Origin of the sequence: Porcipelethomonas ammoniilytica (genome assembly GCF_025567485.1) — a bacterium.
Lineage (GTDB): Bacteria > Bacillota > Clostridia > Oscillospirales > Ruminococcaceae > Porcipelethomonas > Porcipelethomonas ammoniilytica.
The window spans coordinates 17,806-31,299 of the sequence record NZ_JAOQKH010000020.1; the positions used below are offsets into that span (position 1 = coordinate 17,806).

Genomic DNA, 13,494 nt, shown 5'->3' on the forward strand with positions numbered 1-13,494 from the left:
AATATGAAGAAAGTAAAAAATCAGAGAAAAAAATCAACACAGACATTATTAGGCTTACAGACCTTTGGCAAGTACGGACTGAAAACAGATAGGGCAGAACTTGTGTTTTACAGTGTACAGCCAACAAATATATCGGTATTGTCAGATGAGAATATAGATGTTAAAGTGCATCACTTAATGTCGCTGCTGTCGATGATACCCGAACTTGAATTGATATGTCTGGATAGCTGTCAGTGCTTTGACGCAAACAAGCAGAATATTATTCAAAGAATAGAAGATGAAAAAAATCCACAGATAAGAAAGATACTTGAATCAGATTTGGAGTTTTTAGACAGTATTCAGGTGGAAATGTCTACGGCAAGACAGTTTCTGTTCTGTCTGAGGATAAGCGATAAAAAGGAAGGACAGGTATTTCAGCAGATAAACCGTTCGTCAAAGCTGATAGCCGAACACGGATTTGATGTCAGACAGCTGAAAAAGGAGGATATCAAGCGAATGCTTGCCATATACTTTGAGGTATCAATGAACGGAGAAGATATATCGGATACAGAGGGAGAAGCATATTTGGAGGTAGCGGTAAATGAAAAAATTTAAGAGAAAGCCAAAGGTTTTGACACCGGAACAGGCAGAGGAAATAAGAGTACAGGAGTTTTTTGACAGAATATCACCAAGTACAGTGAAGTTTTTTACAGACCATTATATATGCGGAAACAGTTACAAAAGTGTGTGGGCGGTAAGGGAATATCCGCCGTCAACGGAAGAACAGGCAATACTGTCACACTTAGCAGACCGAAGCGGAGTAACACTTAGAATATACAACAGACTGGTAGACAGTTCGGAACAAAGGCAGATAATACAGCATGCAGCAAGGAGAAACAAGCTGATGACAACGGTAAACGATGTGACCGATTCAATAGAGGCGGAAAACAACTTGAAAGATGTGGTTCAGCTTATAGCAGATCTTAGAAGAAACAAAGAACCGCTTTTGCATACGGCTGTGTTTATTGAACTGAAAGCAAGTGATGAAGAAAAGCTGAAGGTACTGCAGTCGGATATTTTGATGGAGCTTACCCGTTCAAAGATCACGGTGGACAAGTTGGTTTTAAGGCAGAAAGAGGGAATGCTGTCGGCATTGCCGTTCGGACACAATGCGTTCGGAACTTTGTTTGAAAGGGTACTTCCTGCAAGCGCTGTGGCTAATCTGTATCCGTTAAACTATTCAGGCAAAACCGATGAAAAAGGCTTTTATATCGGACGAGATAAATTCGGCACAAATATTCTTGTGGACTTCGATAAGCGGAGTGATGACAAGACCAATGCAAATGTTCTTATTCTCGGAAACAGCGGACAGGGTAAGTCGTATCTTATGAAGCTTGTGCTGACAAATATGAGGGAGTCTGGGAAATCGATAATTTGCCTTGATCCCGAAGCAGAGTATGAGGACTTGACTAATAACTTAGGTGGTACTTACCTTGATCTTATGTCGGGAGAATATATGATAAATCCGTTAGAGCCGAAAACTTGGGGAGAAGCTGAGCGAGATAAGGAATCGCCGGAAGCGTTTAGAAAGGTAACAAGGTTAAGTCAGCACATAAGCTATCTAAAAGACTTTTTCAGAACTTACAAAGATTTTACCGATGCAGAGATCGATACAATTGAAATTATGTTAATGAAGTTGTATGCGAGATTTGATATAGACGATCTTACCAATCTTGATAAGCTGAAAGCCACTGACTATCCTGTTATGGAGGATTTATATAACCTCATTGAAAAAGAATATATGATATTCGACCATGAGAAAAAGCATCTGTATACAGAAGAAAACTTACAGAACATATGTCTGGGACTGCACTCCATGTGCAAAGGAGCGGAAAGCAAATATTTTAACGGTCATACGAATATAAAGGACAGTGAGTTTTTATGTTTCGGTGTGAAAGGCTTAATGGACACAAACAAAAAGCTTAAGGATACCTTGCTGTTTAACATTCTCAGCTATATGAGTAATCAGCTGCTGAGCAGAGGCAATACCGTTGCGGCAATAGACGAGCTTTACCTCTTTTTAAGCAATCTGACTGCTATTGAATATATAAGAAACGCCATGAAACGTGTTCGTAAAAAAGAGTCCTCGATAGTGATAGCTTCACAGAATATCGAGGACTTTCTGCTGCCTGAAATCAAGGAATTTACAAAGCCGCTGTTTTCGATCCCAACGCATCAGTTCTATTTTAATCCCGGAAATATTGAGGTACAGGCGTTTATTGACACACTGCAGTTAGAAATGTCAGAGTATGATTTAGTTAAATATCCTGCAAGGGGTTCGTGTCTGTATCGGTGCGGAAACGAGAGATATCTGTTACAGGTAATAGCTTCCGATCATAAGGCTAATCTGTTCGGTAAGGCAGGAGGAAGATAAACATGAAATATTCTTTAATGTTAGTAGTAAAATGTGGTATAATGATAGGCGATATAAAAACGCTTATTAATTAAGTAAACGAGCATATAATGATCTTAATTTTGATACTTGATTATACTTGTAAAATATAGTATAATAAAATAGAGAAAACAAATTGCATTAAAGGAGGAATCAAACATGACGAATAGAATATATAAAATTTCAGAAATAAAGGAAATTGTTTCGCCTATTGCACAGAAATACGGAGCAGAGAGAATCTATCTGTTTGGTTCTTACGCTAAAGGAGAAGCTACATCTCAAAGTGATATTGATTTGAGAATTGATAAGGGCAAAATCTGCGGAATGCTTGCATTAAGTGGATTAAGAGTTGATTTGCTGGAACAATTTCAGAAAAATGTTGATTTATTAACAACCGGAAGTTTAGACAAGGATTTTTTACGGAGTATAGAAAATGAGGAGGTTCTGATTTATGGGGAAAAGCAGTAAATCAAATAACCAATTACTAAAGCATATAATATCGTATGCAAATCAGATTGATGAAGCAAATCAAATGTTTAATGCTGATAAAAATGAACTTGAAAATAATTCGGTATATAGAAATTCGATTGCTTTATGTTTGCTTCAAATAGGAGAGCTTGCAAACAAATTAACAGATGATTATAAAGAATCAACTGAAGATCAGATACCATGGAAAGCAGTAAGAGGTCTGAGAAATATTGTTGCACATGAATACGGTCATATTGATTGTCAGTCTCTTTGGGAAACGATTCAAACAGATGTACCTGTATTAAAAGAATTTTGTGAAAGAGAGATTGCGTTATTTGAAAAAATAAAGTCTTCGGAATATGAAAAACAATATGAAGATTTAACAGAAACCGAAGAAATGGATTTTGAGATGAAAATGGAATAGGAACATAAATGAAAGCCGCATAATGCGGCTTTTTTTATTGTGCTGAAAAGGAGGGAAAAGCAATGAGTATAACGGCAGGAGCAATAGCCAAAAAGGTAGCGGTGATATTGGCAAAGGATAAGCGGACATGGAAGGTAGTTGGATTTCTAGCAGCGATGATAATAGCCATAGCCTTGCTTCCTGTGATGGTTTTATTGGCAATAGGAAATCAGATTTCATCAGCAGAAACGCAGAATATAGATTATTCTGCATATGTTCAAAATCTGAGCGCTGAGCAGAAATCTCAGCTTTCACAAATGGAATCGGACGGTAAAGCAATTGCAGATGAGCTGTCAAAGCTCGGTCTTAAAACACAGACCGTAAAAGCACAGATGATTTACCTCACCTATTTTGATTCTGTAAAGCAGGGTGAGAATTTTTTTACTGATTACTGTACCTGTTTTAAAGAGAAGGATAATAAAAAGCTGATTGAAAATTTGAATAAGAAGTACGGACTGAAAATCAGCTATGAAGAATTTATGAGATCATATTCTGTGATTGCAAATGTCAGTATTGACAGCAATCTGTTTTTAAATCTTGATGTGAAAAACAACATTGACTTAGCGAGGTGGGCAGAAAACGCATATGCAACTCAATGGGGATATGTTCCTTATACAGACGGAAATGTTCTGACAGAAGAAAAATACAAGGCTCTGAAAGAAAAATACCCAAAGGATATCACAGAAGAATATGATAAGTGGCAAAGCCGAAGAACGACAGATAACTATAACTTACTGAAATCATATCTGTGGTACGACAGCAAAAGCAGAACGATATCAGAGGATAATTATTCGATTTCCGATATGACTGTTCAGGAACTGTATAACTCGGCATCAGTCAAAGGAAGTATGGATAAGCTTCCCGATACAGTCGGTACTGCTGTTATAAACGGCAATATCATTGGAATATATATCGGCGGAGGTAATGTGGTATATGCGAAATCTGTTACGGACGGAGTGGTTAAAGAGTCTGTAAAGAATTCATCATGGAAAGCGTGGTTTGAAATACCGTGGATAGAGTACGGGGAGGAAAAGAATTTTAATAATGAAATTCAGTTTGATGAATATGACAAAGCCAAGAAAAACAATCTGGGACTTGTCCAATGGGCAATTCAAGCTCACGAAAACGGTTGGGGATATGTCTATGGTACATACGGAAATGTTCTTACCGAATCAATACTTCAGGACAGAGCTTCAGTGTTTGGGGGAGAAGTAACAAGCTACATGGACTTTATCCGTTCAAACTGGCTTGGCAAGAGGACGGCAGATTGCGTTGGATTGATTAAAGGATACGGCTGGTATGACAGTAAATCAGGTAAGATAACGGTTGGTTCTAATGGTATGGCAGATGTGGGAGCAAACGGAATGTTTGAAAATGCCAAGGTTAAAGGTACGATAGACACTATACCGGAAGTTCCCGGACTTGCTGTTTGGAGTGACGGTCACATCGGAATCTATATCGGAAACGGAGAGGTGATCGAAGCCATGAATACGCTGAGAGGTGTTACCAGAACCAAGCTTGCAGGACGTGAGTGGACTCATTGGTTGCAGATTCCGTACATCAGTTATGTAGAGAAAAAGGAGAAGAAGTAATGAAAAAGAACGTAAGCATAAGCATTGATTGTGAAAAATTATCGGCGTTGGAAATGTACTTAGGACAGAAAAATTTGAATCTGTCGGATGAGCTTGATAAGTGCATTGAATCGTTGTATCAAAAGAATGTACCTCAGAATGTGAGAGATTTCCTGAAAATGAAAGAGTCAGCCAAGCCGTCACGCAAGACAAAAAATACTGCTCCTGTGGAATCAGAATATCAATCGGAGAAGTAACTCGCCACGTGTCGCACGACAATGCCTTTTGTAAGGCTTTTACAAGGTAGGTGGGGTAAGTTACCCCATAGGTTTGTCGGGGCAAATTTCGGGCATTTGTCGCAAAGTTTGAGAAAGCGAATAGAGGATAGGTTTGATGGAAATCGAACCTTTTTTTGTTTGCTGGTTAAAGTTTTGGCGTCAAAGTTGCCGCCAAAACAATTACAGCAACGGGCAAAGCCCGCTGCTTAGGGGTTTGAGAGAGTCAGATAAATGGAGTCAAAAAGGGAGGTTTGAAAAAATTATGGAGTCAAATTTGCAGAAAAAAAGAGAAAGCTCCGAAGATACGGAGCTTTCCAATGGAGTCACAGAGGAAAAAATCAAATTTCCGCTGTATGTATATCCCGATACAATGGAAAAGGTGGATATGCTGTATAAGTTTGATAACTGCAGTTCAAGAACTGAGTTTATTGAAAAGGCAGTGCGTTTTTACTGCGGTTATCTTCTCAATAAGGAAAGTACGGCAACAGAATTTATTGCACCTCAGCTTGCTTCAATAACAGAGGGTATAGTAAAAGGGAGCGAACAAAAATTATCAAGGTCATTATTCAAGTTGGCGGTTGAAGTGGGAGCATTAACTGATTTGGTAGCGGCGATAAATGAAATAGATGACGATACTCTTCATAAGCTTAGAATTATGTGTGTTGATGAGGTCAAGCGTATCAACGGTATAATTAATTTTGAAAAAGCTGTGAGGTATCAGAGGAGTGATGAGTAATGTCACAGATAATAGTAACAAGCCGATATTTAAAAAGCGGAACTGAAACCAAACGAAAAAATTATACAAGATACATTGCTACTCGTGAAACAGTGGAAACCCGTGAACAGAATATAATTGAAAGAGAAGCTCCTGCAACAGAGAAACAGCAGGAGCTTCTATCTGATTTGCTTAAAGATTTTCCCGAAGCAAAAAAGTATCTGGAATATGAGGATTATAAAAATGATTCCACAGTTGAAAATGCAAGTGAATTGATATCTGCAATAATAGAACGCAATGCAGATGTGATCGGTAACCGTCAGAACTTTGTAGGTTACATGGCAATGCGTCCTGGAGTTGAAAAAAGAGGCTTCCACGGTTTATTCAACGATAAGGACGAACCTATTATTTTAAATCAGGCAGCAGATGAAATTGCAAATCATCCGGGGAATGTCTGGAGCCATGTTGTGTCGCTCAGACGAGAGGATGCAATTCGTCTGGGATATGATAATTCAGATAGGTGGCGTGACTTAGTGAAAAGACATATCTCGGATATATCAGAAGCACAGCGTATCCCGTTATGCAATCTGAAATGGTATGCCGCTTTCCATGACACAACACACCATCCTCATATTCATCTGCTTGTATATTCTACAAATGTAAAACAGGGATTTTTGACTAATCGGGGAATAGATAAAATTCGTTCGGTATTTGCAAATGATATTTTTTATGACGATCTGCAGTCTATATATCAGGCGCAGACGATCAGGCGTGATGAATTGAAAGCAGAGTCAAAAAAGTATGTTGAAAATTTACTGAAAGAAATTACTGAGGGAGGTTTTGAAAATGCTGAACTTGAGAAGCTGATAAAAGTTTTACATATGCAGTTAAAAAGCTGCAAAGGCAAAAAAGTATACGGATATCTTCCATCCGAAGTAAAAGAAACAGTCAATGCAATTTTCAAAGAAATATCAAAGGACAAAAGCATTCACTCTTTATATGAAAAATGGTGCGAGCTTGAAAGACAGAAGTACAAAACCTATACACAAAAAGAAAAAGAATTTCCACTGCTATATGAAAATAAGGTTTTCCATTCGGTAAGGAACAGTATAATAGGTCAGGTTTTAAATATGGATTCACTGACCGGATTTTTTGATTACATACAACCCGAACCTATAGAGATTACAACCGATGAAGATATTCCTCCTCCAATCGATGATATTGTAGGCGATTTCAATTGGAGTGATAATACCATAGAGTTTAATACTGTAGATTTTGAATCAGACAGCCATTACTATATCAAGTGGAGTACTACATACAAAGAAGCCTGTAAAATTATTTATAATAAAAAATCCGAGAAAAAGGATTATGAGAAAGCCGAACAGCTTTTAATAGCCGAAGCTGATTCGGGGAATGTGCTTGCGGTGCATGACTTGGGAAAGCTATACTCCACAGAAAAGCTCGGCGAAAATGACGAGGCAAAATCATATAAATATTATGAAGAAGCATTGCAGGGATTTACTGAGATAGAACCCAATGCTGATTTTATGGTTCCTTATGAAAATGTATATCAAAAACCGGTGGATATGCGGTCTTATGTCCGGTATCGCATAGGCAAAATGCATTGCTATGGTTTAGGAACACAGCAGGACTATGAAAAAGCGTTTGAATGGTTTTTAAAATCAGCAGAGGAGGGTAACAGGTTTGCTCAGTACAGTCTGGGCAATCTGTATTACTATGGAAACGGCGTGGAAAGAGATTTGTCGCAGGCGTTTTTGTGGTATCAGAAATCATCTTCGCAGGGACAGCCTTATGCTTCTTACTCCATTGCACAAATGTACAATAAGGGTGAATATGTTACTAAAAATGAAGATACAGCTCAAAGATATTACAAATCCGCATTGTCCGGTTTTCTTCAACTTGAAAGTAAGAATCAGACTGATGATAACCTGTTTTATAAAATGGGAACTATGTACAAAAACGGTCTGGGTACTGATATTGATATGGATAAGGCGATTAATTATTTCATGCGTTCGGCGGAGCTGAATAATACAAATGCAAAGAGGACATTGGCACTTGAATATATCTCAGGAAAGCACTTGGAACTGGATATAGAAAAGGGACTTGAAATGCTTACAGAATGTGCGGACAGCGGAGATACGCTTTCCTGTTACAAGCTTGGGAAAATATATTTTAAAGGTGAGATAGTGTACAAGGATTTAAATATGGCTGAAAAGTATCTTTTAAAAGCTGCTGAGAATTGCACTATACTCACTTGGAAAGCTGTACCTTGAAGAAAACTGCCTTGATAAAGCAGTGGAGTATTTTGATAAAGCTGTTCAGTATGATGAGGTTAAACCGTATGCCGAATATTCTCTGGCGAAAATTATATTGGATAATAACCCGTACCATGATTCAGAAAAAGCCGTAAGTCTTTTGGAATCAGCTGCTATGGAAAATGATTGGGCTTCGTTTTTGCTAGGCAGATTGTATTTATACGGCACAGACGATATTCAAAAGGATAAAGAAAAAGCGCTGGAATGGCTTGAGCTATCGGCGGAACAGGGGAATGAGTATGCACAAAATATGATTGATAATATTCATAGCTTTGAAAATGCTGTAGTAGCCAATACAATATTCGGTTTGTTTGTAAATTTAAGCAGATGCATAGCCGATGACTATAACCGGAAATACAAGTCAAACAGAATGTCTGCCGACAGAAAGCTAAGGCGTATTATTCAACAGAAAAAACAAGCTCTCGGTCTCAAAGAAGAACATCTTCAAAACCAAGAGCTGCATTAGTGTAAGCGCAATAGGCCCTGCGTCACTGTGACACGGGAAAGTTAAGTAGAAAATAGAATATATATATTACAAAGAGAAGAATAATATATTTATCTTTTAATTAACCGAAGTGTGTATAAGGGAAGGTGGGGTATTGTGAAGAATAGAAACAGCCTTGTCTGTATCGGTTATCCAATCTTCTATCTGCTGTTTTTCAAGTACGACAGGCATGCGGTGATGAATACTGCTTACAGATGAATTTGCAGATGTGGTTAAAATAATAAATCTCGGTTCGTCTTTAAAAAAGTTATAGAAACCTGCCATATACAGAGCGTTGCTGCCTTGAATGTTAAACAGATATTTTTGCTTAGATTTGTCCCATTCATAAAACCCTGTGCTCGGTATAACGCATCTGCGATTTAATAAACTGTCTTTAAAAGTTTTCTTTTCTTCTGCTGTTTCAGCTCTGGCATTAATAATAACGCCTTTGTTTCTGAAATTAGGAAACCCCCATTTGTATGGAACAGGAGTAACGGATGAGTTTTGCTCGACTAAAACCGGAGCTGTGTTTGTCGGAAAGATTTCGCCTGATTTTACATCTATTTGACCGTATTTGCTTTTGATCAGTTTAATAATTTCAGAAATATCACGGTTATATTCATCGTCAAAAAATAAGCTGTATCTTCCGCACATTATCCCTTTGCCTCCACAAACCATCGAGGTTCTTCATAAAACAAATATGATTCCTGACCGAGAATCCTGCAAGTGTAACGCATACCGATACCGCCTGCTTTTAAACTTGCGGCTCTTCTTTTGTCAACAACCTTGTCAATTGTATAAACCGTACCGTCTTCCCAAGTTACAGACAGCGGAGTAATATTTCCCTCTGTATCAAATTTTGCTGTTACTTCAACATAAACCTTGCGTATCATTATATCACTTCCTGTATTAGTATTTCTTTTAAAGGAATGGATATACTAAGAAAAAAGGAGAGTGTTACAATGGCAGTATCACATAGGGGAGCTATTTCATTCGGTTTAGTCCATATTCCCGTTGGGTTATATACGGCAACACAGGATAACGATATACACTTTAATCAGTTGTGCAGAGAGGACGGAAGCAGAATTAAATACAAGAAAGTCTGTGCTTCCTGCGGAAAAGAAGTATCGGCAAAGGATATCGTTAAGGGATTTGAATATGATAAAGACAAGTTTGTAATTATGACAGACGAGGACTTTGAAAAAGCCAAGTCCGAAAAGGACAAGACAATTCATATTCTGCACTTTACGGATTTAAATTCAATCCGACCTATTTTTTATGATAAAACATATCATGCTATTCCAGAAGCCGGAGGGGACAAAGCGTTTGAGCTTTTGAGAAAAGCCATGAAAGACGAAAATAAGGTTGCAATTGCAAAAACAGTCATGGGAACAAAGGAAAAATTGCTTACGCTTATTCCAACCGATGACGGAATATTGATTGAAACCATGTTTTTTGCAGATGAGGTAAAACAAGCACCGAAAGAGCCTGTACATCCCGAAGTGAATGAAGCCGAACTTACTATGGCAAAAACTCTTATAAACACAATGGTCAAGGACTTTGAGCCAAGCTTGTACAAAGACGAATATCAGGTAAAACTGAGAGAGATTATTGAACAGAAAATTGCAGGAAAGGATATTACAGCTTCTGCACCCGAAGTACAGGTAAACGCTATTGATATTATGGAAGCTCTAAAGCAAAGTCTAGTACAAGCAGGGAAAAATAATGACTGATATATGGGAAATCAAAAACATTAAGCCAATGCTTATCAGTACAGAAGGAGAGCCTTTTGACAGTGATGAATACATCTTTGAACTGAAGCTTGACGGTGAACGGTGCATTGCATATCTTGACAGCGATAAAACGGTATTGAAAAATAAGCGAAACATTTTAATGCTGCCGAAAGTACCGGAGCTTGCAGAGATTCATAAAAATACAGGCGTCCGCTGTATTCTCGACGGAGAGCTTGCGATTATCAAGGACGGCAAGCCGGATTTCTTTGAAATACAAAAACGAAGTATGATGAGCAATCCCATAAAAATCGATATGGCGTCAAAAAAATATCCAGCCTGTTTTACTGCATTTGATATTTTGTACTACGAGGACAGACAGGTAACGGACTTGCCGCTGACAGAACGCAAAGAGCTTTTGCAAAAGGCCGTAAAATCAGAGGACAGCAGATTTGCCGTATCAAGATACATCAAAAAAAACGGTACTGCATTTTACGATCTTGCCAAACAGCAGGAACTGGAGGGCATCGTTGCAAAACGAAAGGACAGCAGATATTATTTTGACCGTAGAACAAAGGACTGGATAAAAATAAAATACCTTAAAGATGATGATTTTGTTGTTCTGGGGTTTGTTCCGAAAGAAAACAGTATGAACAGCATTATTTTAGGACATTACAAAAACAATCAGATTATTTATAAAGGTCATGTGACTTTAGGAGTAGGCGGAGAGTCATTTAGAAAAATCAAATCTCTTGATGAAACAAGCTGTCCGTTTACGGAAATGCCAAAGGGTAATGAAAATGCTGTATGGTTAAAACCCGAACTGGTCTGTACAGTAAAATATATGATGAAAACCGAAAATGGCGGAATGCGTCAGCCAGTGTTTAAGGGACTGAGAGATGATAAATCACCGAAGGAATGTATAGATAAAATTACTTGAAATGCACATACTAAATACAGATTGGAGTTGATAAAAATGGCAAAGGATTCACAGCTTGATCCGAAACCTATCAGAAAAATGAAAGCAAAAGGCGGTCATACAATGGCCGAAAGTGCGCTTGACGGTGAGAGCAGAAATAACAAAAAGCAATCAGGCTGCCGTCATAAATGCGGCAATGATAAGTAAAAAATCAGGAGTGTTTTTCAGCGCTCCTGTAATTTATTAGTTAAAAAAACTCATAGGATGAATAATATGGTCGTTTCTAGGATCAAGATTTGATAGTTCTGTATCACAAAGCATCATGCCTTTTTGGACAGAGAAATGTCCGAATCTGTTGCGAAGAGTATCCATAGCAGTTTCAAGTTCTTCCTGCTTTTGAAGTTTTGCAACATCCGGGAGCAAAGAAAGCTGAACGAAATCAACAGGCTCTAGACCGCATGCTCTGACGCTAAGACTTCGAATTGGTTTGCCGTTGGTGTGTTTTTTGAAAAGTGAGAAAGCAAGTTCAAATATGGACTTAGCTGTTCTGTTTGGTATTTCAAGCTTTCCTTGTCTTTCAAACCATTCAAGCTCGTTGTCACGAATGCCTATTTGAACAGTTCTGCAGATAAAACCGTATTCACGAAGTCGTGCCGAAACGCTTTCGCATAAAACCATAAGCGTTATCCGTATGTCTTCGTCAGTAATCAAATCTCTTGGAGCAGTTGTGCTGTTGCCAACAGTTTTTATCATGGACTTAGCACCGATGTTGGAAACAGGGGAAGTATCAAGACCATTAGCAAACTGCCAAAGTACAACTCCCATTTTACCTAACCAAAATCGAAGATTATCGGGATTTGAATTTGCGAGATCGCCTATTGTAAAAATACCCTTGCGTTTCAATTTTGCATGAGTTGCTCGTCCTACATAAAGAAGTTCCTTAACAGGCAAAGGCCATACTATTTCTTTAAATTGATTGCTTTCTATAACGGTGGTAGCGTCAGGTTTATTCATATCAGAACCGAGCTTTGCAAAAATCTTATTGAAAGAAACTCCGACAGAAACTGAAACGCCTAACTCAAATTTAACTCGCTTACGTATTTCATTTGCAATATCCTCTCCCGAACCGAAAAGCATTGTACTTCCCGAAACATCAAGCCAACACTCATCAAGCCCGTATGGTTCGACTTTATCTGTGTATTCGGAATATATTTCACGGATCAGCTTTGAATGCTTCATATACAGATCGTAATGGGGAGGAACAAAAACAATATCGGGACACTTTTTCTGAGCCATCCACATAGGATCGCCTGTCTGAACACCATAGGATTTGGCTTCGTAATTTTTAGCTAAAACTATTCCATGACGAGCTTCGGGATCGCCAAGTACGGCAAGTGGTTTTCCTCTGTATTCAGGGTGATACAGGCATTCAACAGAAGCATAAAAATTATTTAAATCGGAATGGAGTATAATTCTTTCTTTCATAAAATCCCTCAAATTTAAAACATATGTTCCAACTTATTATACCACCGATTTTATGTGAAGTATACAGGTAATGTAAGGTAAATATTATCTTTATGCTGTTTAAATTATTTGGAAAAAAATTAAAAATTTGACATAAAAAAGTATATTTGTTAAAACACTTACATTACATAATATGTAATGAAAAATAATTATATTGAAAGGTGAGGAGAATGAAAAAAATCAAAGGAAGGGTAATCAGTCTGCTGACAGTAACAGCGTTGATTGCTACAGGTACAGTACCGCAGGCATTTGCTGAAGCAGGAAAAGAAAGCAGTACGACTAAAGTAATTACAGATTATTCGTCTACTAAACAGAATACAGCAGAAGAAGAAGAACAGGTGTATATCACAAGCGAACTGGAGGATTTAAGAACAAGATACAGTAAAACATACGAGCAGTCAGACGGAAGTATGGCAGCAGTGGTTTCAGCTGCTCCTGTTCATTTTTATGACGAGGAAAAAGAGGAATGGGAAGAATACGATAACCGTCTTGCATATTGGACCATAGTCAATAATCTGGACACAAAAAGGCGAAAAGAAAAAAGATTAAAGTAAAGATTTTTCAAAATGAATGGG

16 protein-coding genes are annotated in these 13,494 nt (G+C 38.0%); 13 read left to right on the forward strand and 3 right to left on the reverse strand.

Annotated features, from left to right (window positions below):
• The first annotated feature begins 3 nt into the window (after positions 1–3).
• From OCV67_RS11430 to OCV67_RS11470, 9 genes are all read left to right on the forward strand, one after another.
• A complete protein-coding gene (locus OCV67_RS11430; protein WP_147644096.1) occupies positions 4–594 on the forward strand; it encodes a hypothetical protein in 591 nt (196 codons plus the stop codon).
• Positions 581–2,413, forward strand: coding sequence for a VirB4 family type IV secretion system protein (locus tag OCV67_RS11435; protein ID WP_147644097.1), 1,833 nt, complete (start codon positions 581–583; stop codon positions 2,411–2,413). Before OCV67_RS11430 ends, OCV67_RS11435 begins: the two co-directional genes overlap by 14 nt.
• Positions 2,414–2,590: 177 nt before the next feature.
• Positions 2,591–2,899: a nucleotidyltransferase family protein gene (locus OCV67_RS11440; protein ID WP_147644098.1), complete on the forward strand. Its 309-nt coding sequence runs from the start codon at positions 2,591–2,593 to the stop codon at positions 2,897–2,899.
• The gene (locus OCV67_RS11445; protein WP_147644099.1) at positions 2,883–3,323 is read left to right on the forward strand and encodes a HepT-like ribonuclease domain-containing protein; all 441 of its coding nucleotides are present in this window, start codon (positions 2,883–2,885) and stop codon (positions 3,321–3,323) included. The genes OCV67_RS11440 and OCV67_RS11445 overlap by 17 nt, the downstream gene beginning before the upstream one ends.
• A gap of 62 nt (positions 3,324–3,385) precedes the next feature.
• On the forward strand, positions 3,386–4,954 hold the full coding sequence (locus tag OCV67_RS11450) for a hypothetical protein (RefSeq protein WP_147644100.1): 1,569 nt from the start codon (positions 3,386–3,388) through the stop codon (positions 4,952–4,954).
• Positions 4,954–5,190 (forward strand): DUF6103 family protein, encoded by a 237-nt coding sequence (locus OCV67_RS11455; protein WP_147644101.1) that lies wholly within the window; start codon positions 4,954–4,956, stop codon positions 5,188–5,190. The genes OCV67_RS11450 and OCV67_RS11455 overlap by 1 nt, the downstream gene beginning before the upstream one ends.
• 283 nt (positions 5,191–5,473) lie before the next feature.
• Entirely contained in the window at positions 5,474–5,947 is a 474-nt protein-coding gene (locus OCV67_RS11460; RefSeq protein WP_262644583.1) for a hypothetical protein, read from the forward strand.
• Positions 5,947–8,220, forward strand: a complete 2,274-nt coding sequence (mobP3, locus tag OCV67_RS11465; RefSeq protein ID WP_147644102.1) for a MobP3 family relaxase — start codon at positions 5,947–5,949, stop codon at positions 8,218–8,220. Before OCV67_RS11460 ends, mobP3 begins: the two co-directional genes overlap by 1 nt.
• 22 nt (positions 8,221–8,242) lie before the next feature.
• Positions 8,243–8,728, forward strand: coding sequence for a tetratricopeptide repeat protein (locus OCV67_RS11470; RefSeq protein ID WP_147644103.1), 486 nt, complete (start codon positions 8,243–8,245; stop codon positions 8,726–8,728).
• 96 nt (positions 8,729–8,824) lie between these two features.
• On the opposite strand, the gene OCV67_RS11475 is transcribed toward OCV67_RS11470, so the two are convergent.
• Positions 8,825–9,400 (reverse strand): SOS response-associated peptidase, encoded by a 576-nt coding sequence (locus tag OCV67_RS11475; RefSeq protein WP_147644104.1) that lies wholly within the window; start codon positions 9,398–9,400, stop codon positions 8,825–8,827.
• A complete protein-coding gene (locus tag OCV67_RS11480) occupies positions 9,400–9,639 on the reverse strand; it encodes a hypothetical protein (RefSeq protein WP_178085116.1) in 240 nt (79 codons plus the stop codon). Before OCV67_RS11480 ends, OCV67_RS11475 begins: the two co-directional genes overlap by 1 nt.
• A 69-nt stretch (positions 9,640–9,708) precedes the next feature.
• On the opposite strand from OCV67_RS11480, the gene ku reads away from it, so the two are divergent.
• Genes ku through OCV67_RS11495 form a run of 3 tightly spaced genes read left to right on the forward strand, consistent with a single transcriptional unit; the run spans position 9,709 to position 11,602 of the window.
• The gene (gene ku, locus OCV67_RS11485; RefSeq protein WP_147644105.1) at positions 9,709–10,479 is read left to right on the forward strand and encodes a non-homologous end joining protein Ku; all 771 of its coding nucleotides are present in this window, start codon (positions 9,709–9,711) and stop codon (positions 10,477–10,479) included.
• Complete coding sequence (locus OCV67_RS11490; RefSeq protein ID WP_147644106.1) at positions 10,472–11,416, forward strand: ATP-dependent DNA ligase; 945 nt, start codon at positions 10,472–10,474, stop codon at positions 11,414–11,416. The genes ku and OCV67_RS11490 overlap by 8 nt, the downstream gene beginning before the upstream one ends.
• Before the next feature lie 36 nt (positions 11,417–11,452).
• Complete coding sequence (locus OCV67_RS11495) at positions 11,453–11,602, forward strand: hypothetical protein (protein ID WP_178085117.1); 150 nt, start codon at positions 11,453–11,455, stop codon at positions 11,600–11,602.
• Positions 11,603–11,638: 36 nt separating this feature from the next.
• Here the strand turns inward: OCV67_RS11495 and dinB are convergent, their stop codons facing one another.
• Positions 11,639–12,880, reverse strand: coding sequence for a DNA polymerase IV (gene dinB / locus OCV67_RS11500; RefSeq protein ID WP_147644107.1), 1,242 nt, complete (start codon positions 12,878–12,880; stop codon positions 11,639–11,641).
• Between the two features lie 209 nt (positions 12,881–13,089).
• Here dinB and OCV67_RS11505 point away from each other — a divergent pair, with 209 nt between their 5' ends.
• Entirely contained in the window at positions 13,090–13,473 is a 384-nt protein-coding gene (locus tag OCV67_RS11505) for a hypothetical protein (RefSeq protein WP_147644108.1), read from the forward strand.
• The last annotated feature ends 21 nt before the right edge of the window (positions 13,474–13,494 follow it).

Excerpts from the sequence above, each read along its gene's own strand:
- OCV67_RS11495 (WP_178085117.1), top strand. The coding sequence starts at position 11,453 with ATGGCAAAGGATTCACAGCTTGATCCGAAACCTATCAGAAAAATGAAA.
- ku (WP_147644105.1), top strand. The coding sequence starts at position 9,709 with ATGGCAGTATCACATAGGGGAGCTATTTCATTCGGTTTAGTCCATATT.
- dinB (WP_147644107.1), bottom strand. The coding sequence starts at position 12,880 with ATGAAAGAAAGAATTATACTCCATTCCGATTTAAATAATTTTTATGCT.
- OCV67_RS11480 (WP_178085116.1), bottom strand. The coding sequence starts at position 9,639 with ATGATACGCAAGGTTTATGTTGAAGTAACAGCAAAATTTGATACAGAG.
- OCV67_RS11435 (WP_147644097.1), top strand. The coding sequence starts at position 581 with ATGAAAAAATTTAAGAGAAAGCCAAAGGTTTTGACACCGGAACAGGCA.
- mobP3 (WP_147644102.1), top strand. The coding sequence starts at position 5,947 with ATGTCACAGATAATAGTAACAAGCCGATATTTAAAAAGCGGAACTGAA.
- OCV67_RS11430 (WP_147644096.1), top strand. The coding sequence starts at position 4 with ATGAAGAAAGTAAAAAATCAGAGAAAAAAATCAACACAGACATTATTA.
- OCV67_RS11475 (WP_147644104.1), bottom strand. The coding sequence starts at position 9,400 with ATGTGCGGAAGATACAGCTTATTTTTTGACGATGAATATAACCGTGAT.
- OCV67_RS11450 (WP_147644100.1), top strand. The coding sequence starts at position 3,386 with ATGAGTATAACGGCAGGAGCAATAGCCAAAAAGGTAGCGGTGATATTG.
- OCV67_RS11505 (WP_147644108.1), top strand. The coding sequence starts at position 13,090 with ATGAAAAAAATCAAAGGAAGGGTAATCAGTCTGCTGACAGTAACAGCG.
- OCV67_RS11460 (WP_262644583.1), top strand. The coding sequence starts at position 5,474 with ATGGAGTCAAATTTGCAGAAAAAAAGAGAAAGCTCCGAAGATACGGAG.
- OCV67_RS11455 (WP_147644101.1), top strand. The coding sequence starts at position 4,954 with ATGAAAAAGAACGTAAGCATAAGCATTGATTGTGAAAAATTATCGGCG.
- OCV67_RS11445 (WP_147644099.1), top strand. The coding sequence starts at position 2,883 with ATGGGGAAAAGCAGTAAATCAAATAACCAATTACTAAAGCATATAATA.
- OCV67_RS11490 (WP_147644106.1), top strand. The coding sequence starts at position 10,472 with ATGACTGATATATGGGAAATCAAAAACATTAAGCCAATGCTTATCAGT.
- OCV67_RS11440 (WP_147644098.1), top strand. The coding sequence starts at position 2,591 with ATGACGAATAGAATATATAAAATTTCAGAAATAAAGGAAATTGTTTCG.